This is a genomic window from Flavobacterium sp. GSP27, assembly GCF_003970395.1.
Lineage (GTDB): Bacteria > Bacteroidota > Bacteroidia > Flavobacteriales > Flavobacteriaceae > Flavobacterium.
The window spans coordinates 17,782-35,918 of the sequence record NZ_RYDP01000005.1 but is presented as its reverse complement, the minus strand read 5'-3'; the positions used below and the strand labels follow the sequence as shown (position 1 = coordinate 35,918).

Genomic DNA, 18,137 nt, shown 5'->3' with positions numbered 1-18,137 from the left:
TAGACACAAATGGCACGAATTTCCACGAATTGAATCGTAGAAATTAGTGCCATTTGTGTCTAATATTCGGTTCAGTGATTTTTAGATGTACCTCTTATTCGACCTTTTTAAATCTATCAATCCCTTCTCTCAACCATCCTTTGTAGGCATTGATATCTGAGTTATAACTTTCTGGTTTATCAGACAGCATATTCTCTTCTACATCTAAAACAATGTAATACGGTTGCGCATTGGCTTTGTACCTTGTAATTTGGAAATCGCTCCATTTATTACCCACACTTACAATTTCTTTGCCCGTTTCTTTAGATACGTATTGCTCGCTTTTTGGCAATTCTCTTTTATCATCAACATATAAAGATATTAAAACCACTTCTTCTTGTAATATTTTTAAAATCGCAGGATCTGACCACACATAATCTTCCATTTTTCTACAATTCACACAGGCATAACCCGTAAAGTCAAGTAAAATAGGTTTGTTTACTGATTTGGCATAAGCCAATCCTTTTTCATAATTATCAAAAGCAATAAGATCATGTGGCCCTAAATGTGCGCCTTCCGGCAAAATTTGGGCAGATGCATTTGAGCCACCTTGGGAGTTTCCTACTCCGTAAGGACTTTCGCTATAGGTCATTGGCGGCGGGAAACCAGAAATTAATTTTAATGGCGCTCCCCAAATCCCAGGAATCAAATAGATGGTAAAGGCCAAAACTACTAATCCAAAGGACAGTCGTCCTACTGAAATATGTGTCATCGGGCTATCGTGCGGCAACGTAATTTTTCCGAATAAATAAAAGGCCAATGTTCCAAAAATAGCGATCCATATTGCCAAGAACACTTCTCTTTCCAAGAAATGCAATTGCAAAACCAAATCAGCATTCGACAAAAATTTGAATGCCAAAGCCAATTCTAAAAATCCCAAAACAACTTTAACAGTATTCAACCAACCACCGGATTTTGGCAATGAATTCAACCAACCCGGGAACATCGCAAACAACATAAAGGGTAAGGCTAGAGCCAATGAAAACCCAAACATACCCACAATTGGAGCTATTCCGCCTTTAGAAGCCGCTTCGACTAATAGGGTTCCTACAATCGGTCCGGTACACGAAAAGGAGACAATCGCTAACGCCAAAGCCATGAATAAAATTCCAACTATCCCACCTCTATCCGCTTGATTATCCACTTTATTTGCCCAAGAATTAGGCAGCATAATCTCAAAACCACCCAAAAAGGAAGCTGCAAAAGTGACTAACAAAACAAAGAAAATAATATTGAACCAAACATTCGTGGACAACGCATTCAGCGCATCGGCACCAAAAATCCACGTCACTAAGAATCCTAAAACTACATAAATGAATATGATAGCTACTCCATAAATAATGGCATTACTAATCCCTTTTGCTTTTGTTTTGCTTTGCTTAGTAAAAAAACTGACTGTCATAGGAATCATTGGGAAGACACAAGGCGTAAGCAAAGCGGCAAATCCAGATAAAAAAGCAATGAAGAAAATAGACCATAATCCTCTTTTTGTAGCTGGTTCAGAGTCTAGAGGTACGATTTTTTCAGGAGTACTCACCTGCTCCTCCGTAATTGCAATTTGCGAAACTACGGTATCAACTTTTGCAGAATCTACTATGGTTACATCCGTTGCTACTGCCGTTGTTTTTGAAACCGCAGGAATTGCAAACGTGAAATTCTTCTCCATATTAATACAAACCTCTTTACACACCTGATAATTAAAATCGACTTTAATTTCGGTCAACTTTGGATTTGTTAGTGTAATTTCCTGTTGAATTTGACCTTTCTTTTCGAAGAATGTTTCGTTAACTTCAAATATGTCATTAAAAGCAGTTCTCGTTTTGCTTTCTTTGGCTTTGCCCACTAAAGTGAAGTTCCCTTTTTGGTTTTTAAAAATGATTTCCAGTGGCAACGGCCCTCCGTCTGGAGTAAATTGAGAATACAAATGCCAATCCTTTTCTATAACAACATTAAAAGTAAGAATATAATTAGTGTCCGATTTTTTTTCTATTTTAGTTGTCCATTTGGCGGGATCCAGAATCTGGGCATTTCCATTGGCAAAAGCCAAAAAAGCAATAAGTATAAATAGTAGTTTCTTCATTATTCTGATTGTATTTTAAGTATATTTTTAGTTGTGTTGTCTATTCTAAAGCGTTCATCCTGACGTAGACCAATTATCCAGACTATTTCATCATTCGAACATAAAAGCCAAGAATTTTCTTTTTCTAGCAAGGATAATTTTTCATCTTTAAAAAACTTGCTCACTTTCTTTGACTTACCGTTCATCCCAAAAGGCTGAAAACTATCGCCTTCGTTCCAATGGCGTAAAATTAATGGATACTGCACTTTATCACCATCTACAAAGATAGTTTTATTTGAAACGATACCAATGTCGGCTACTTTGCAAAACGTAAGATTTAAGGGAATATTAACTTCTTTTTGATTTTCATCTATAAAATATTTGTCCTTTACATTTACGAAATTTATCGGACTTAGGATTAAGTAATCCCTGTCTTTTAATACTCTATATTCTGGAGAAAAAACATGTTTCCCAGATTGACTATCAACCAAATCATAAATATCATCCCAAGCTTTGAATCCAAATTCTTTCAGCCATTGGTACAAATAAGATTTGTAATTGGGTAATTTTTTTAGTTTTTTTAAATCAAAATAAATAGTCTCATTCTCTTGCTTCACCACTTGCTGATAAATCATAATCGAAGCATCTTCAGCCATAACTTGCGCGTCTTGCAAATACAGTTGTGTTTTGTGAAACGAGGAAAGAAAATTAGAATTCAATTCTTTTAACATCGGAACCAGATGATGCCGAATTTTATTCCGAAGGTATTTATCGGATGCATTACTGCTGTCCTCGCGCCATTTAATGTTATTTAATTTGGCATAATCTTCCATTTCTTTTTGGTTAAAGGCCAAAAGTGGGCGAATTACTTTATCGTTCTGCTCCGGAATTCCTGTCAAACCTTCTAATCCTGTTCCACGACTCAGATTGATTAGGAACGTTTCCAAATTATCATCGGCATGATGTGCTGTGAGAATATAATCGAATTTTTCAGTCTCTAATAACTCATAAAACCAGTTATATCGCAACTCGCGGGCTGCAACTTGTGTCGAAATTTTATAATCTTCAGAAAAAGCTTTGGTGTCAAATTGTGTTATAAATACTGGAATAGCATTTGCCGCAGCATATTCCTGGACAAAATTTTGGTCTTCAAAACTTTCCATTCCACGCAATTGAAAATTACAATGGGCCATTCCTATTGTATATTTCAATTGCTGAAACAAATGCACCAATACCATACTGTCTTTCCCGCCACTTGTAGCAAGAAGTATTTTTTTTCCGTTCAAGAACTGGAAATTATGAAGAAGATGGTTTTGGAATTTCTGTAGCATATTCAAATTTAATTCATTCATTTTGATTTAACTTAAAACTTCTCGCATCGCTTTTGCTTTAAGCAAACATTCTTCATACTCCTTTTCAGGAATTGATGGCGACGTGATAGCGCTTCCAACTGAAAAAGAAACATATTTTTTTTCTTGATTGTACAAAATGCTTCGGATAACTACATTAAAATCGAAATCACCATTTGGTGTAAAATACCCCACAGCACCGCTATATAAACCGCGTTTTGTTTCTTCGAGTTTTTCAATTATTTTCATCACCGAAATCTTTGGTGCACCCGTCATACTTCCCATTGGGAAAGTTGTTTTTAAAGTATCTACTATAGAATAGTGCCCCTCTAACTTTGACGTAACCGTTGATATCATCTGATGCACTTGCAAAAAAGAATAAATTGTACACAACTCTTGTACTTCAACGGATCCTTTTTGTGCTGTTCGAGACAAATCATTGCGCACTAAGTCCGTAATCATAATATTTTCGGCTCGTTCTTTTGGGTCTAAAGCCAATTGCATTTTCGATTTTTCATCTTCAATTGGGTCTGAAAATCGTTTTGCAGTTCCTTTAATCGGTTGCGAAATAATAAGTTCTCCTTCTTTCCTTAAATAACGTTCCGGTGTCGCCGAAAGTAAAAAGTGATTGTTGTTTTTAAAAAAAACGGCAAATGGTGGCTGAGAAATTTCGTTGAGTTTTATAAATTTTTCTATGGGATCAATCGTTGCATTTTCAGCAAAAAATTCCATACAGAAATTGGCTTCATAAATATCGCCCTGATGAATGTGTTCCAATATTTTTGAAACTTTTTGAAGATAATTCTCTTTCGGAATCCGTTGTTGGATCGTTATTTGTGAATTTTGAACGCTCAACGCTGAACACTGAACACTAATTTCTTTAAAGTCTGCCTCCACTTCCTCCACACACATATTGAGATATTGAATTTCGAGTTGATTTCCTTTCAATAAAAACAGTTTCTTAGGTTGGAAAAAATACAAATCCGGAAAATCCAGCCCGTCAAAATTAGCAGATTGCAACTGCTCAATATCATTTTTTAAATCATACGATAAATAACCAAAAAGCCAGTCTTTCGTATTTTGCTGGTACTGTTTCAAATCCTCAAAGGCATTGTAAACATCTGTTTTGATGGAGGTAAAAGCATCTACGGCAAGAATACAATCGCAACTGGAGTACTGTTGCGGATACTCATTACTATCCATAAAAACAACTTCACGAAATTGTTGTGACCAGAGTAAAAGTTGTTGTTTGAACAATTTTGAATCAGAAATAGACTTATAAATTGAAGTTCTCAAAAAGTTTTAATGTTTAAAAATTCAAAATTACAACAAAAAAAATTCTTCAATAACTGGTTATGCTAAAATTAGCTTATTTTTTTGTAAATTTGGTAGTGCGTGATCAATTTTGGATTTTTTTAATCGTTTAATCATTCCCGTTATGGCTTCAAAAATTTTCCTTAATTTAGCAGTTAAAGACCTTAAAAAATCCATTGTTTTTTTTACACAACTCGGATTTTCTTTCAATCCTCAATTTACTGATGAACAAGCCACTTGCATGATTACAGGAAAAAACATTTTTGTGATGCTGCTTACTGAGCAACGATTTAGAGACTTTACCAAAAAAGAAATTTGCAATGCCCATAAAAATACCGAAGTATTAATCGCAATAGATGTTGAAAGCAAAAAAAAAGTGGACGAAATAGTACAAAAAGCGATATTTGCGGGTGGTACAACGTATATGGAGCCACAAGATCACGGATCGATGTATGCCCATGGTTTTGCGGATTTGGACGGACACCAATGGGAAATTATGTGTATGGATGAACGTGCAATTCCCCAATAATTATTCTCAAATATGTAACCAATAAAACCATATACTATGAAAATTGTAATTATTATTATCCGAACTTTAATTGGAATTTTGCTTCTTTATGCATCAATTAGTTTTTTTCTGAAACTAGCTCCAGAACCGGAGGTTACCGGAAATTTCAAGGCTTTTAATGTGGGCTTGGTTGCCTCTACTTACATTATGCCATTAGCCAAGTCTATTGAGTTGTTATGTGGCCTAGCCTTTTTGACAGGGCGTTATGTTACTCTTGCCAGTATTTTGATTTTACCAATAACCATCAACATTTTATTCATAAATTTTTTCTTGTCTCCAGAGGGAATTCCTACTGCCCTTTTCTTATTCTTGGGAAATATGTTTCTAATTTTTAACCATTGGAACAATTATAAAAGTTTATTTATTGCTAAAGACTAAATAAGTGCACCTCATAACAAAAAAACCCGCTCAATGTAGCGGGTTTCTTTATTCTAAAGCAAAAATTTATTCTTTAATTACACATGCAACGCTCTATTGTCAGTAGCGGCTAGTGCTGCTTCTTTGATCGCTTCTGCAAATGTTGGATGAGCATGAGACATTCTGGAAATATCTTCAGCAGAGGCTTTGAATTCCATTGCAACTACTGCTTCAGCAATTAAATCCGCACAACGAGCCCCAATCATGTGAACGCCTAGTACTTCATCTGTTTTTGCATCAGCAAGAATTTTTACAAATCCGTCTAAATCTCCACCAGCTCTTGCGCGTCCTAAAGCTTTGAAAGGAAAACTTCCTGCTTTATACTCAACTCCGGAAGCTTTCAATTGCTCCTCTGTTTGTCCTACAGCAGCCACTTCTGGCCAAGTGTACACAACTCCGGGAATCAAATTATAATCGATATGTGGTTTTTGACCTGCTAATATTTCAGCCACCATGGCTCCTTCTTCTTCTGCTTTGTGTGCTAACATTGCGCCACGCACCACATCGCCAATTGCATAAATAGTAGGAACTGAAGTTTGCAAATGATCATTTACTTCTACCATTCCTCTATCTGAGATTTTTACACCTGCTTTATCAGCATTTAATCCGTCAGTATACGGACGACGACCTACAGAAACTAAGGAATAATCCCCTTCCAGCGTAATTGTTTCTCCTTTTGTATTTTCAGCTTGAACTACAACGCCTTCACCATTTCGTTCTACGGATTTCACTTTGTGTGAAACATAGAATTTCATGCCTTGTTTTTTTAATACTTTAGTCAATTCTTTAGACAATGAAGCATCCATTCCTGGAATAATTCGGTCTAAATATTCTACAACAGAAACTTGTGATCCCAATCGCAAATACACTTGACCTAATTCGATCCCGATAACTCCACCACCAATAATTACTAAATGTTTTGGTACTTCTTTAAGTTTCAATGCTTCGGTTGAAGTGATGATTCTTTCTTTATCAATTTTGATAAAAGGCAAAGAAGATGGTTTTGAACCTGTAGCGATAATGATGTTTTTGGCTTCGATAGTTTCAGAAGTTCCGTCTGCTTTTGCCACCGCAACATGTGTAGCATCAACAAATGAACCCAATCCTTCCAAAACTGTAATTTTATTTTTGTCCATTAAAAATTTAACACCACCAGAAGTCTGATCTACAACCGCTTGTTTGCGCGCAATCATTTTTTCAAGGTTTACTTTTACTTCCCCGGAAACTTCAATTCCGTGATCTGCAAAATGTGCAATTTCACTGTAATGATGAGAAGAAGCAAGCAGTGCTTTTGAAGGAATACAACCAACATTGAGGCAAGTTCCTCCAAGAGTGGAATATTTTTCGATAATTGCTGTTTTAAAACCCAGTTGTGCACAACGAATTGCTGATACATATCCGCCTGGTCCAGAACCTATAATGACTACGTCAAATGAACTCATAGTATTTTTTTTTATTGTGTTTTTATAAAATGTTCCACAAAATTAAGGAATTAAGTTTTGTTTGAAGTTTAATTCAGAAGGTTTTTTGTTATGAAAATGACATAACCAATATTCATCAAAAAATTATTTATGGCTTTTTAGAAGGATCTCTATAAGTATGAAAATCAGAGTAAATAATAATTTCATCATTAAATACTTCATAAATAATTACAAAATGGAATTTTTTAAAGGATAATTCTCTGAAAAACGGTTCTTTTTTTAGTGGGAATAGTTCAGGATTCATTTTTAATATTTTTAAATATCCTTTCAGGTAAACAAAAAAACTTTCCCTAATCCCTTTTTCTACTTTTATAAATTTCAATAGCCTCAATTATTTCAATTTCTGCTAATTTTGAAATAACTATTTTAAAAACCATATTTAGCATTTAATTGCTTCTCCAAATCTTCCCAAGAAGTTGATAAACTATTCCCGGAATGATAGACGGTTCTGGCTTCTTCCACTTTTTGATACTGATTATCCGAAACTAGGGAAGCTTTTTCTTTGTTTAAAATAGCGTCAAATATTCCTTCCAAAACGACTCATTTTGAATCATCCTGGATAAGTTTTCCAAAATTCACAATACCCTTTTGTCTAATTTCTTTAGTTTTCATGGAGCAATTGATTTATTCTAAATTTAATGACATTAAAACAATCAACATTTATATATCAACGACAGTCGTGCTTTTTACTTCGCTAATCATAAATGTGCTGTGCGTACTTCCTATATGTTGTAATGTCGTTAGTTTCGTTACTAAAAACTCTCGATAAGCTTCCATATCTTTTACCACAATTTTCAGGATATAATCATAATCACCGCTCACATGATGACATTCTAAAACTTCTTTTAGTTTCACCACTTCACTTTCGAACTTCGTGAGAAACTCTTTGGTATGCTGTATCAATTTGAGGTGACAAAAAACCACAAATCCTTTCTCGGCTTTGGAGCGATTAATCAACGCAACATACTTGTCAATAACCCCTTCTCTTTCTAATTTTTTAATGCGTTCATAAACGGCAGTAACGGAAAGATTGAGTTTTAAGGACAATTCTTTGGTTGTTTTCTTACTATCATTTTGTAATAAAAAAAGTAATTTTTTGTCTGTTGAATCTAATGTCATTGTGTTGCAAATTTCAAATTGATAGATAATCTATAAAAATCCTGATTACCGAACTAATTTAGTGAAAAAAATTAATTATTTAGTGTTATATAGTTTTATAATCTAATAAAACTACAGACTATTGATTTTTAATCTTAAAATATTTTGTTTTGAATAGGATTTCTTGACATACCGGAATGTCCAAGCCCTGATAGCAACGGCATCCTTTTACTTTTTTCTTTAAAAAGTAAAAGATAGAGTGAATAGCAGGAATAGCTTCAAATAACAATAAAAAATAATTATGAAAAATTTCAATCCCGCAGACAACATTCAGGATTTGCAGTACTTTGGCGAATTTGGTGGTGTGAATCCCTCTATTTCTGACTCCTCAACCTACACTTTTTTATCGGCAAAAACGATGTTCGATACTTTTGAAGGCAATATGGAAGGCTGTTATTTGTATTCACGTCATTCCTCGCCGAGTAATTTATACCTGGACAAAGCCTTGGCAGCCATGGAAGGCACGGAAACAGCGAACGTTTCGGCATCCGGAATGGGAGCGATTACGCCTACTTTGTTGCAATTGTGCGGTTCCGGCGACCATATTGTTTCTAGCAGAACCATTTATGGCGGAACGTATGCATTCCTGAAGAATTTTACACCTAGATTAGGTATCAAAACCACATTTGTTGACATCACAAAACTTGAAGTTGTAGAGGCTGCTATTACTGCTGAAACTAAAGTTTTGTATTGTGAGACGGTGAGCAATCCTTTATTGGAAGTGGCTGATATTGAAGGTTTATCAAAAATTGCAAAAAGACATAATTTGAAATTAGTTGTTGATAATACTTTTTCGCCACTATCCGTTTCGCCTGCTAAATTAGGAGCTGATATTGTGATTCACAGTTTGACAAAATACATCAACGGAAGCAGTGATACGGTGGGCGGAGTAACATGCGCCTCTCAGGAATTTATTGATAGTTTAAAAAATGTAAACAGTGGAGCCAGCATGTTATTGGGGCCAACGATGGATAGTCTGCGATCTGCCAGTGTGATGAAAAACTTGCGTACGCTGCACATCAGAATGAAACAGCACAGCCATAATGCGATGTATCTGGCGGAACGTTTTGAAAAAGACGGAATCAAAACAGTCTATCCGGGGTTAAAAAGCCATCCCAGTCATGAGATCTATAAAAGCATGATTAATCCTGAATATGGTTTTGGCGGGATGATGACGCTGGATGTTGGAACTTTGGTGAAAGCCAATGCTTTGATGGAGTTGATGCAGGCCAAAAATCTAGGGTATCTGGCGGTGAGTTTAGGCTTTTATAAAACCTTATTCAGCGCGCCGGGAACCTCAACTTCCAGCGAAATCCCTTTGGAGGAACAAATTGAAATGGGATTGACAGACGGTTTGATTCGGTTTTCTATCGGATTAGACAATGATATTGAAAGAACGTATCAAAGTATGAAGGTCTGTATGATGGAATTGAATCTGCTAAAATAAGGAGCCATAGTCATAGAATGATTATCCTTTAGCCGCGTATCATTTTTAAGGAAAACTAGAAAACACAAAAAAAGCTTCGAATTTCTTCGAAGCTTTTGCTTTCTGGGTGGAAGACGGGGCTCGAACCCGCGACCCTCGGTACCACAAACCGATGCTCTAACCAACTGAGCTACAACCACCATTTGCTTAGCGGTTGCAAATATACGATATAAGTTTATTTCTGCAAATATTTATTTCAAAAAATTACATGAAAATTAGATCAAATCTGCTAAGCTATTGACTGCCAAATATCTTTCAGTCGTAAAACCTTCTGCATGATCCAGTCCTGCAATCCTTCCTAAATCTCTGGAGCGATAATTCAGGCTTTCCAGAAAGTTTTTGCTTGTTATTGGGGATTCCGGTTCCTTTGAGTTGGCATCATAAAACTGGGAACTGTAGGCTAAAATTGCTTCAATTTTTTTATCGGTAAAACCTGTAATGTCGACTACAAAATCCGGCTCTATATTTTTCCATTGAATGTAATGGTAGACAATTTTTGGCCGCCAAGGCGCTTGCTTTTCGCCTGCTAATGAAGTTTCTATCTTGATCAACCCGGATAAAAAACAAGCATCAGACACTAATTTACTTCCTTTTGCATGATCAATATGGCGGTCATCAATAGCATTGCATAGAATAATTTCCGGCTGGTACTTGCGAATCATTTGTATAATTTCTAATTGGTGTTTTTCGTCATTGACAAAAAAGCCATCTCGCATTTCTAAATTCTCACGCACTGAAACGCCCAGTATTTTTGCAGCAGCATTCGCTTCCTGATCTCTGATATCAGCGGAACCGCGAGTCCCTAATTCGCCACGTGTCAAATCAATAATCCCAACTGTTTTTCCTAAGGACATTTCTTTTAAAATGGTTCCCGCACAACCCAACTCTACATCATCAGGATGCGCACCAAAAGCCAATATATCTAATTTCATTATTTTCTGTTTATTTTATTTAAAGTTATACTAACTCGCCTTCATCTAATATTTATAATACTTTTTTCATTGTCATTGATTTATGGACGCTTTCCTCCCACTCTTTTTCAGGGACGCTATCTTTTGTGATACCACAACCCATATACAAATATGCGCTAGTCAATGCGAGATTCGAATCAAAATCAATTTGCATGCACCGCAAATTTACAAACAAATCAGAACTTACGGTATTGGTCGTGAAACTGCTGTTCAATTCCCCCAGAAAACCGGTGTAAAAACTCCTGTCGTACTGCTCGTTTTCTAGAATAAAAGTCTTAGCACTTTCTTTTGGCAATCCACAAACGGCAGGTGTGGGATGCAATAACTGAATTACTTTTTGCAAGCTGGAATCGGAATTTAAACGTCCAGAAATATCTGTTTTTATATGCCAGATACTTCCCGCTTTGACGCTGTACGGCTCCGTCACCAAAACTCCGGAAGCCACACTTTCCAGTTTTGAAACAATATAATCCGTTACAAACTGCTGTTCTTCTTTTTCTTTTTTGTGCCAAGTAATTTCGGATAAACCCAAATCTTTCTGCGTTCCCGCCAAAGAAATCGTTTCAAAAACGGCTTCAGTTGCTTTCAGTAATTGCTCCGGTGTAGCGCCCAACCAAGTTCCAATTTTTGGATGATAAAAACAATACACAAAAGTAGAAGGATAAAGCTGTACTAATTTTTCGAAAGTGGAAACCAAATCAAAATCTGCTACTTCAACGGTTTCTTTTCTGGAAAGCACTACTTTATTACATTCGTTATTCTTTATGGACTGGATCCCTTTGGAAACTAAAGCTTCAAAATTATTTTTAGCCAAGGCATCTACAATCGTAAATTCATTTTTAGAAATAGCATTTTCTTTTTTTTTCAAAGTAACCCGCACCATTTCCGATTCATTTTCAGGAATCAAATGCGTTTTGGCTCCATCAAAAGAGGCAAAAACAAACCCTTTTTCGGTAAAATCAACAGCTGAAAATACCGTGTCATTTTGTTGAAAAAAACCAATTACTTCTGCTGAATCAGGCTTACAATACAAAACAAAAGGTAGTTTTTCCTGAAACTGTTTTTTGGCTTTAGCTATAATTGCTTCCATTATTTGTTTTCGCTTTTTCTTTTTGGCAAAATCATATTAGTCAATTTACAAAGCGATATTAAGGTATTATTTTCATCCGTAATTCGTATTTCCCAAAGATGAATGCTTCGTCCTTTGTGCACGATTCGAGCTGTTGCCGTTACAATTCCGTCCCGCTTTGCTTTCAAATGATTGGCTGAAATCTCGATTCCGCGCACTTCACTTAGCTCAGAATTCACATACAGCATAGAAGCGGCACTGCCCACACTTTCTGCTAAAGCTACTGAAGCACCACCATGCAACAATCCCATTGGCTGATGTACGGATGGATTAACAGGCATTGTGGCTACTAAAAAATCTTCTCCTGCATCAGTATATTCAATATTCAACGTTTGCATTAAGGTGTTTTTAGAAATGTGATTGCAATATTGAAGTATTTTTTCTTTGTCGAATGTCATGTTATTGGCTTTAGAAATGTAAAAATAAATAAAAGATAAGTCACAAAACAGTAATTGCAATTGTTATTCTGATTTCGAAATAGATTTTTCCTATTTTTACAAAAAATACAACTAGATGCGTGCCAAAATAGTCCTGCTTTTTATTGGAATAGTATTCTCCATTTGTTCCTGCCGATCTGATTTTGAGACCGTAGCCAGCACCGGTGATTTAGCTTTTTCCAAAGACACTATTTATCTCGACACTGTTTTTTCAAACATTGGTTCCAGCACGTACCGACTCAAAGTATTCAACAAAAGCAAAAATGACATTACCATTCCAACCATTAAATTAGGAAAAGGATTAAGTTCTAAATACCGAATGACCGTTGACGGAATGCAGGGAACGGAAGGTAAAATTTTTACTAATGTGGCTCTTTTAGCCAAAGACAGTTTGTATATTTTCATAGAAACCACTGCAAATAGTACTGATGCTAACCCAAACGATTTTTTATACACCGATCAAATTCAGTTTGACAGTGGCGAAAACCGGCAAAATGTAGAACTGGTAACGCTCATTCAAGACGCTGTTTTTCTTTATCCAAAGCGTTTTACTAATGGAACTACTGAAACACTTCCTATTGGAGACCAAAAAATAGATGGCTTTTATCTGGATGAAAACGATCCTGTAAATGGAAATGAATTACAGTTTACCAATGACAAACCCTATGTAATTTATGGCTACGCAGCAGTTCCTTCGAATAAAACAGCCACTTTTGAGGCGGGAACCCGAGTTCATTTCCATGCTAATTCTGGGCTTATAGTAACCAATGATGCCTCCATCAATATTAATGGAACAGTATCTATAACGGATAAACTGGAAAACGAAGTCATTTTTGAAGGCGACCGTTTAGAAACTAATTTTTCGGATGTTCCGGGACAATGGGGAACCATTTGGCTTACTGATGGCAGTACGAATAACACATTGAATCACCTGACGATTAAAAATGCCACTATCGGATTATTGATTCAAAATAATGATGGCAGTACAGTTTCTATCAAAAACACTCAAATTTACAACAGCAGTACCTTTGGAATTTTGGCGCAGACCGCAAAAATAAATGGAGAAAATATAGTCATCAATAATGCCGGATTAGCCAGTTTAGCCTGTACGTATGGCGGAAATTATTCCTTTACACATTCGACCTTCAATAACAACTGGAACAGTTCCCAACAAGTGGCGGTTTTGATAAATAATTATATTTTGGGAGCAATTCCGGAAGTTAAAGATTTAACCGCAGCTACTTTTAACAACTGCATTATTTACGGTTCCTATTCAAACGAAATGAGTTTAAACAAGAAAACGGGAGCCACTTTTGAATACCAATTTAATAATTGCCTGATTAAATTTGATAACACATCGAATCAATTTGCAACGAATCCTGATTATCAATTCAGTACGGATACGGCACATTACAATGCGATCCTTTTGAACAAGGATCCAAAATTCTTTAATATAACACAGAACAAATTTAATATTAACGAAACTTCGGCTGCTTTCGCAAAAGGGAATTCGGCATACCTGATTCCGTTAGATATTACAGGAAACACCAGAAGTTTACCCCCCGATTTAGGCGCATATCAAAACAAAGTATTCCCAAAATAAACAACTTTGAATGACAACACAAACTAAGACAAAACGCCTCCTATAATTAACTATTTAGTAACCTGATACACCGATTTAAAGAGTAGTTTTATCAAAAATTTCACTCAAAAATCCAATCTATTTTAAAACCAATTTAATCTATTATCAGACTATGAAACAAATCTACTCACTTCTCTTTTTATTTCTTTTCACGGCAGGTTTTGCGCAAGCGCCAGCAGGATATTATACCAATGCCACAGGAACGGGCTACACGTTGAAAACTCAATTATACAACATCATCAAAGACCATACAGTACAAACGTATGCAGGCTTATATGTTACTTATGAAACTTCCGATATTGATAATTTCTTTGAAAAGGACGGAACAGTTTTAGATATGTACTCTGAAAATCCTGCCGGAGCTGATCCATATACGTACACTATTGCAACTACGCAACGATGCGGAAGCAGTGGTTACGCAAAAGAAGGAGATTGTTACAATCGAGAACACATTATACCGCAATCTATATTCAGCGAAGCCTTACCAATGGTTTCTGATGCGCATTTCATAACGCCTACTGACGGAGAAGTAAATGGAATCCGATCTAATTACCCGCATTCTGTAGTAGCAACCGCTACTCAAACTACCCTTAACGGAAGTAAACTTGGAGCCAGTACAACAGCAGGTTATACAGGTCCTGTTTTTGAACCAATAGATGAATTCAAAGGGGATATTGCCCGTATGTATTTCTATTTTGCCACTCGTTATGAAAATACAGTTGCCGGATACAATTACCCAATGTTCAACAATTCAACTAGTAAAGTATTTACCACCGCATTTTTAAATCAACTGCTGGCTTGGCACAATCAAGATCCGGTAAGTGCCAGAGAAATTGCCCGTAACAACGCTATTTATGCGCGCCAGAACAATAGAAATCCTTACATTGACAATCCAAGTTATGTAGCATCAGTTTGGACTACACAACCTGCCGATACAGAATCTCCAACAGCTGCAACAAATTTGACAGTAACTAGTACCACATCAAACTCGGCTACTTTAACATGGACAGCAGCTACAGATAATGTTGGTGTTACCGGTTATGATGTGTATGTAAACGGTACATTAAAATCTACCGAAACAGGGTTAACTGCTACAGTAAACGGTTTAGTTGCATCTACCACTTATTCCTTTTATATTATAACCAGAGATGCTGAAAGAAATTCTTCGGTTGCCAGTACATCAGTAAATGGAACCACTAAAGCACCAGCTGCCGGTACCACTTTTTGTGCCTCTGAAGATTTTCAAACTATTCCTGCAAATGCAAGTTCTTATGCTACACAAACGTGGACTAACGCAGGAATAACATGGACCTCTACTGATTCTCGTACCGACCAAACATTAAATTCAAGAGCAATAACAATACGAAATGGCGCTCTTACCTCTTCATCTGTTGCTAATGGTATCAAGGATTTGACAGTTACCACCCAGCTTATTTTTTCTGGATCTGCAGGATCTTTTAAACTGAATGTCAATGGAACAGAAGTTGGCACTATCCCTTACAGCAGTACGTCAACGACGACGACAATACCAAACATCAATGTAACTGGGAATGTGATTATTACCCTTTCTGGAAACAGCACAGCATCAAATCGTGTTCGATTTGATGATCTTTCTTGGACTTGTGCCGCTTCACTTGGTGTTGATCAATTAGAAACAAAAAGTTTTGAAATTTATCCCAATCCATCCAATGGAAATATCAAAATAAATTTCAATAATTCAAATGAAAAATACTCGGTTCAAGTATTTTCAGTATTAGGACAAAAAGTTTTTGAAAAAGAGTATACCAACAGTTCTTCTGCAGCGGTTAACAATCTTCAAAAAGGAGTTTATTTAATTAAAATAACCAACGATTCTAAATCAGTTACTAAAAAACTAATTGTAAACTAATTTAAGTACGAACCATTTCTTTTAAAGCGGCATTTATTGCCGCTTTTTTTGTTTTATTTTAGACTTGTTTTATACATAAAAAATTGCTTTAGCTCCTTTACAACTTAGCGCTACAGGTTTCCTGTTTATTTTTCTAAAAAAAATGCAACCTGTTGTACTTCAAATGTTACTAATTATGTTAATAAAAATGCAAATACCTTCATAATTTCATAACATATACCATCCAAAATGTTATAAATTTGTGAGTCTTCAGTATTTTCCCATTTGGAAGCCTGAGACTAACCCCAATAACCAAAACAAATTTAAATTATGAAAAAAATCTACTCTACATTATTATTACTGTTCGTCACAGCAACGATAGCCCAAATACCAAGTGGTTATTACAACACCGCCACAGGAACTGGCTACACACTCAAAACACAATTATACAACGTCATCAAAGGGCATACGGATAACGGATATGGCGGTTTATACACCATATATCAAACCTCGGATAGGGATTATTACTTTGAAAATGACGCCACAATTTTAGACATGTATTCTGAAAATCCTGCCGGAACAGACCCTTATAACTACTCCGCCGGAACAACCCAAAGATGTGGCACTTATAGTGTAGAAGGAGATTGTTACAATAGAGAACACATCATTCCGCAATCTACTTTTGGTTCTGCAGCCCCAATGGTTTCAGATGCCCATTTCATCACACCCACAGACGGAAAAGTAAACGGTCAGCGTTCTAATTATCCGCACGGACCGGTGACTTCAGCATCTTGGACTTCCTTAAACGGAAGTAAACTTGGAACGAGTACAACTTCTGGTTATTCAGGACCTATTTTTGAACCTATCAATGAATTCAAAGGCGATATTGCCCGAATGTATTTTTATTTTGCCACCCGTTATGAAAATACAGTTGCTGGTTATTCCTATGCAATGTTCAATGGATCGAGTAATCAAGTGTTCACGACCGCTTTTTTAAACGTATTGATTACTTGGCACAACCAAGATCCTGTCAGCACTAGAGAAATTGATCGCAACAATGCCATTTATAATTCTCAAAACAATAGGAATCCTTATATTGATCATCCTGAGTATGTACAGGCAATTTGGAACCCAAGCGCTGATGCACAAGCCCCAACTACTCCAACGAATTTAGTTGCTAGCGGAACAACATCAAATTCCGTTTCATTAAACTGGACGGCTTCCTCTGATAATAGTGGAGTAACGGGTTATAATGTGTATATGAACAGTGCTTTAAAAACAACCACAACCGGAACAACAACCACTATCACTGGGCTAACCGCTTCTACTGCCTACTCTTTCTTTGTAAAAGCTAAAGATGCTGCAGGAAATATCTCTGGCCCAAGTAACACGGTGAATGTGACAACTGCTGCAGCAAGTGGTTCAACTGCAACAGATTTATTATTTTCAGAATATATTGAAGGCTCTTCAAACAATAAAGCTTTGGAAATTTCGAACGCAACTGGCGCCGCGATCAGCTTATCGATTTATACCATCAAAAAACAAACGAATGGTTCCGGTTCATGGAGCACTGGACTATCTTTAGCAGGAACGTTGAATACCGGCAGTAAATTCACAATCGTAAATAGTTTAATGGCGTCTAGTTGTTATCCTACAAGCTCAGCAAACCTTTCTACATCAGCAACTGAAATGACTTTTAATGGGAATGATGCTGTAGGTTTATTCAAAAATGGCGTCTTAATTGATATCATTGGAACTTTTAACGGTGGAACTGCAAACTTTGCGGCGGATCAAACCCTGAGAAGAAAATCAACCGTTACGGCACCAACAACTACTTTTAATAAAACAACCCAATGGGATTCCTTTACATCAGATACGTGTAACAATTTAGGAAGTCGTACGATTGAAAAAACACCAAAAACCAGTGTGGCTTTAGATATAAATGATATTGCCCTCTATCCAAATCCATCCAATGGAACTTTCTCTATCAATAATTCGAATAAAAGGTATGCTATCGAAATTTATTCTATAATTGGTCAGAAAATTTACAGCGACGAAAACAGCACCAAATCAGAAATTACGCTGCCAAATAGTGTAAAAGGAACGTACTTGGTTCGAGTGACTATTGATTCCAATTCAGTCCTCAAGAAATTAATAATCAACTAATTAACAAAGCGGCAAATTGCCGCTTTTTTTTTACTCCAAATTTAATCTTAATTG

16 protein-coding genes and 1 tRNA gene are annotated in these 18,137 nt (G+C 36.2%); 6 read left to right on the top strand and 11 right to left on the bottom strand.

Annotated features, from left to right (window positions below; genetic code table 11):
• Positions 1-94: 94 nt before the first annotated feature.
• From EKM05_RS05915 to EKM05_RS05905, 3 genes are read right to left on the bottom strand one after another with little or no spacing between them, the layout of a single operon-like run.
• On the bottom strand, positions 95-2,119 hold the full coding sequence (locus EKM05_RS05915; protein ID WP_126554115.1) for a thioredoxin family protein: 2,025 nt from the start codon (positions 2,117-2,119) through the stop codon (positions 95-97).
• The gene (tilS, locus tag EKM05_RS05910; RefSeq protein ID WP_126462665.1) at positions 2,119-3,429 is read right to left on the bottom strand and encodes a tRNA lysidine(34) synthetase TilS; all 1,311 of its coding nucleotides are present in this window, start codon (positions 3,427-3,429) and stop codon (positions 2,119-2,121) included. Before tilS ends, EKM05_RS05915 begins: the two co-directional genes overlap by 1 nt.
• A gap of 27 nt (positions 3,430-3,456) precedes the next feature.
• Positions 3,457-4,743, bottom strand: coding sequence for an anthranilate synthase component I family protein (locus tag EKM05_RS05905; RefSeq protein WP_126554113.1), 1,287 nt, complete (start codon positions 4,741-4,743; stop codon positions 3,457-3,459).
• 142 nt (positions 4,744-4,885) lie between these two features.
• Here EKM05_RS05905 and EKM05_RS05900 point away from each other — a divergent pair, with 142 nt between their 5' ends.
• On the top strand, positions 4,886-5,290 hold the full coding sequence (locus EKM05_RS05900; protein WP_126462595.1) for a VOC family protein: 405 nt from the start codon (positions 4,886-4,888) through the stop codon (positions 5,288-5,290).
• A gap of 36 nt (positions 5,291-5,326) precedes the next feature.
• On the top strand, positions 5,327-5,707 hold the full coding sequence (locus tag EKM05_RS05895; protein WP_126462598.1) for a DoxX family membrane protein: 381 nt from the start codon (positions 5,327-5,329) through the stop codon (positions 5,705-5,707).
• A 77-nt stretch (positions 5,708-5,784) separates the two neighbouring features.
• On the opposite strand, the gene lpdA is transcribed toward EKM05_RS05895, so the two are convergent.
• The 4 genes from lpdA to EKM05_RS05885 all read right to left on the bottom strand — a co-directional run bounded on the left by lpdA (position 5,785) and on the right by EKM05_RS05885 (position 8,346).
• Positions 5,785-7,188 (bottom strand): dihydrolipoyl dehydrogenase, encoded by a 1,404-nt coding sequence (lpdA, locus tag EKM05_RS05890; RefSeq protein ID WP_126554111.1) that lies wholly within the window; start codon positions 7,186-7,188, stop codon positions 5,785-5,787.
• Between the two features lie 127 nt (positions 7,189-7,315).
• Positions 7,316-7,471 carry a hypothetical protein gene (locus EKM05_RS14365; RefSeq protein WP_158615139.1) on the bottom strand — a complete coding sequence of 52 codons (156 nt, stop codon included), beginning with the start codon at positions 7,469-7,471 and terminating at the stop codon, positions 7,316-7,318.
• A gap of 122 nt (positions 7,472-7,593) precedes the next feature.
• Positions 7,594-7,761, bottom strand: coding sequence for a hypothetical protein (locus EKM05_RS14360; protein WP_158615138.1), 168 nt, complete (start codon positions 7,759-7,761; stop codon positions 7,594-7,596).
• Positions 7,762-7,887: 126 nt separating this feature from the next.
• The gene (locus tag EKM05_RS05885) at positions 7,888-8,346 is read right to left on the bottom strand and encodes an Lrp/AsnC family transcriptional regulator (protein WP_126462604.1); all 459 of its coding nucleotides are present in this window, start codon (positions 8,344-8,346) and stop codon (positions 7,888-7,890) included.
• A 280-nt stretch (positions 8,347-8,626) separates the two neighbouring features.
• Between EKM05_RS05885 and EKM05_RS05880 the strand changes: the two genes are divergently transcribed.
• A complete protein-coding gene (locus EKM05_RS05880; protein ID WP_126462607.1) occupies positions 8,627-9,832 on the top strand; it encodes an aminotransferase class I/II-fold pyridoxal phosphate-dependent enzyme in 1,206 nt (401 codons plus the stop codon).
• Between the two features lie 104 nt (positions 9,833-9,936).
• On the opposite strand, the gene EKM05_RS05875 is transcribed toward EKM05_RS05880, so the two are convergent.
• The 4 genes from EKM05_RS05875 to EKM05_RS05860 form a co-directional block, all read right to left on the bottom strand.
• Positions 9,937-10,012, bottom strand: a tRNA-His gene (locus EKM05_RS05875).
• 74 nt (positions 10,013-10,086) lie between these two features.
• Complete coding sequence (gene bshB1, locus EKM05_RS05870) at positions 10,087-10,803, bottom strand: bacillithiol biosynthesis deacetylase BshB1 (RefSeq protein ID WP_126554109.1); 717 nt, start codon at positions 10,801-10,803, stop codon at positions 10,087-10,089.
• Between the two features lie 52 nt (positions 10,804-10,855).
• On the bottom strand, positions 10,856-11,932 hold the full coding sequence (locus EKM05_RS05865; RefSeq protein WP_126462613.1) for a chorismate-binding protein: 1,077 nt from the start codon (positions 11,930-11,932) through the stop codon (positions 10,856-10,858).
• Positions 11,932-12,369 (bottom strand): PaaI family thioesterase, encoded by a 438-nt coding sequence (locus tag EKM05_RS05860; protein WP_126462616.1) that lies wholly within the window; start codon positions 12,367-12,369, stop codon positions 11,932-11,934. The genes EKM05_RS05865 and EKM05_RS05860 overlap by 1 nt, the downstream gene beginning before the upstream one ends.
• 115 nt (positions 12,370-12,484) lie before the next feature.
• Here EKM05_RS05860 and EKM05_RS05855 point away from each other — a divergent pair, with 115 nt between their 5' ends.
• The 3 genes from EKM05_RS05855 to EKM05_RS05845 all read left to right on the top strand — a co-directional run bounded on the left by EKM05_RS05855 (position 12,485) and on the right by EKM05_RS05845 (position 18,083).
• Positions 12,485-14,011 carry a hypothetical protein gene (locus tag EKM05_RS05855; RefSeq protein WP_126462619.1) on the top strand — a complete coding sequence of 509 codons (1,527 nt, stop codon included), beginning with the start codon at positions 12,485-12,487 and terminating at the stop codon, positions 14,009-14,011.
• A 151-nt stretch (positions 14,012-14,162) separates the two neighbouring features.
• The gene (locus EKM05_RS05850; protein WP_126554107.1) at positions 14,163-15,938 is read left to right on the top strand and encodes an endonuclease; all 1,776 of its coding nucleotides are present in this window, start codon (positions 14,163-14,165) and stop codon (positions 15,936-15,938) included.
• A gap of 309 nt (positions 15,939-16,247) precedes the next feature.
• On the top strand, positions 16,248-18,083 hold the full coding sequence (locus EKM05_RS05845; protein ID WP_126554105.1) for an endonuclease: 1,836 nt from the start codon (positions 16,248-16,250) through the stop codon (positions 18,081-18,083).
• Positions 18,084-18,137 lie beyond the last annotated feature (54 nt).

Coding starts and splice junctions, on each gene's coding strand:
- EKM05_RS05915 (WP_126554115.1), bottom strand. CDS start 2,119: ATGAAGAAACTACTATTTATACTTATTGCTTTTTTGGCTTTTGCCAAT.
- tilS (WP_126462665.1), bottom strand. CDS start 3,429: ATGCTACAGAAATTCCAAAACCATCTTCTTCATAATTTCCAGTTCTTG.
- EKM05_RS05900 (WP_126462595.1), top strand. CDS start 4,886: ATGGCTTCAAAAATTTTCCTTAATTTAGCAGTTAAAGACCTTAAAAAA.
- EKM05_RS05895 (WP_126462598.1), top strand. CDS start 5,327: ATGAAAATTGTAATTATTATTATCCGAACTTTAATTGGAATTTTGCTT.
- lpdA (WP_126554111.1), bottom strand. CDS start 7,188: ATGAGTTCATTTGACGTAGTCATTATAGGTTCTGGACCAGGCGGATAT.
- EKM05_RS14365 (WP_158615139.1), bottom strand. CDS start 7,471: ATGAATCCTGAACTATTCCCACTAAAAAAAGAACCGTTTTTCAGAGAA.
- EKM05_RS05885 (WP_126462604.1), bottom strand. CDS start 8,346: ATGACATTAGATTCAACAGACAAAAAATTACTTTTTTTATTACAAAAT.
- EKM05_RS05880 (WP_126462607.1), top strand. CDS start 8,627: ATGAAAAATTTCAATCCCGCAGACAACATTCAGGATTTGCAGTACTTT.
- bshB1 (WP_126554109.1), bottom strand. CDS start 10,803: ATGAAATTAGATATATTGGCTTTTGGTGCGCATCCTGATGATGTAGAG.
- EKM05_RS05865 (WP_126462613.1), bottom strand. CDS start 11,932: ATGGAAGCAATTATAGCTAAAGCCAAAAAACAGTTTCAGGAAAAACTA.
- EKM05_RS05860 (WP_126462616.1), bottom strand. CDS start 12,369: ATGACATTCGACAAAGAAAAAATACTTCAATATTGCAATCACATTTCT.
- EKM05_RS05855 (WP_126462619.1), top strand. CDS start 12,485: ATGCGTGCCAAAATAGTCCTGCTTTTTATTGGAATAGTATTCTCCATT.
- EKM05_RS05850 (WP_126554107.1), top strand. CDS start 14,163: ATGAAACAAATCTACTCACTTCTCTTTTTATTTCTTTTCACGGCAGGT.
- EKM05_RS05845 (WP_126554105.1), top strand. CDS start 16,248: ATGAAAAAAATCTACTCTACATTATTATTACTGTTCGTCACAGCAACG.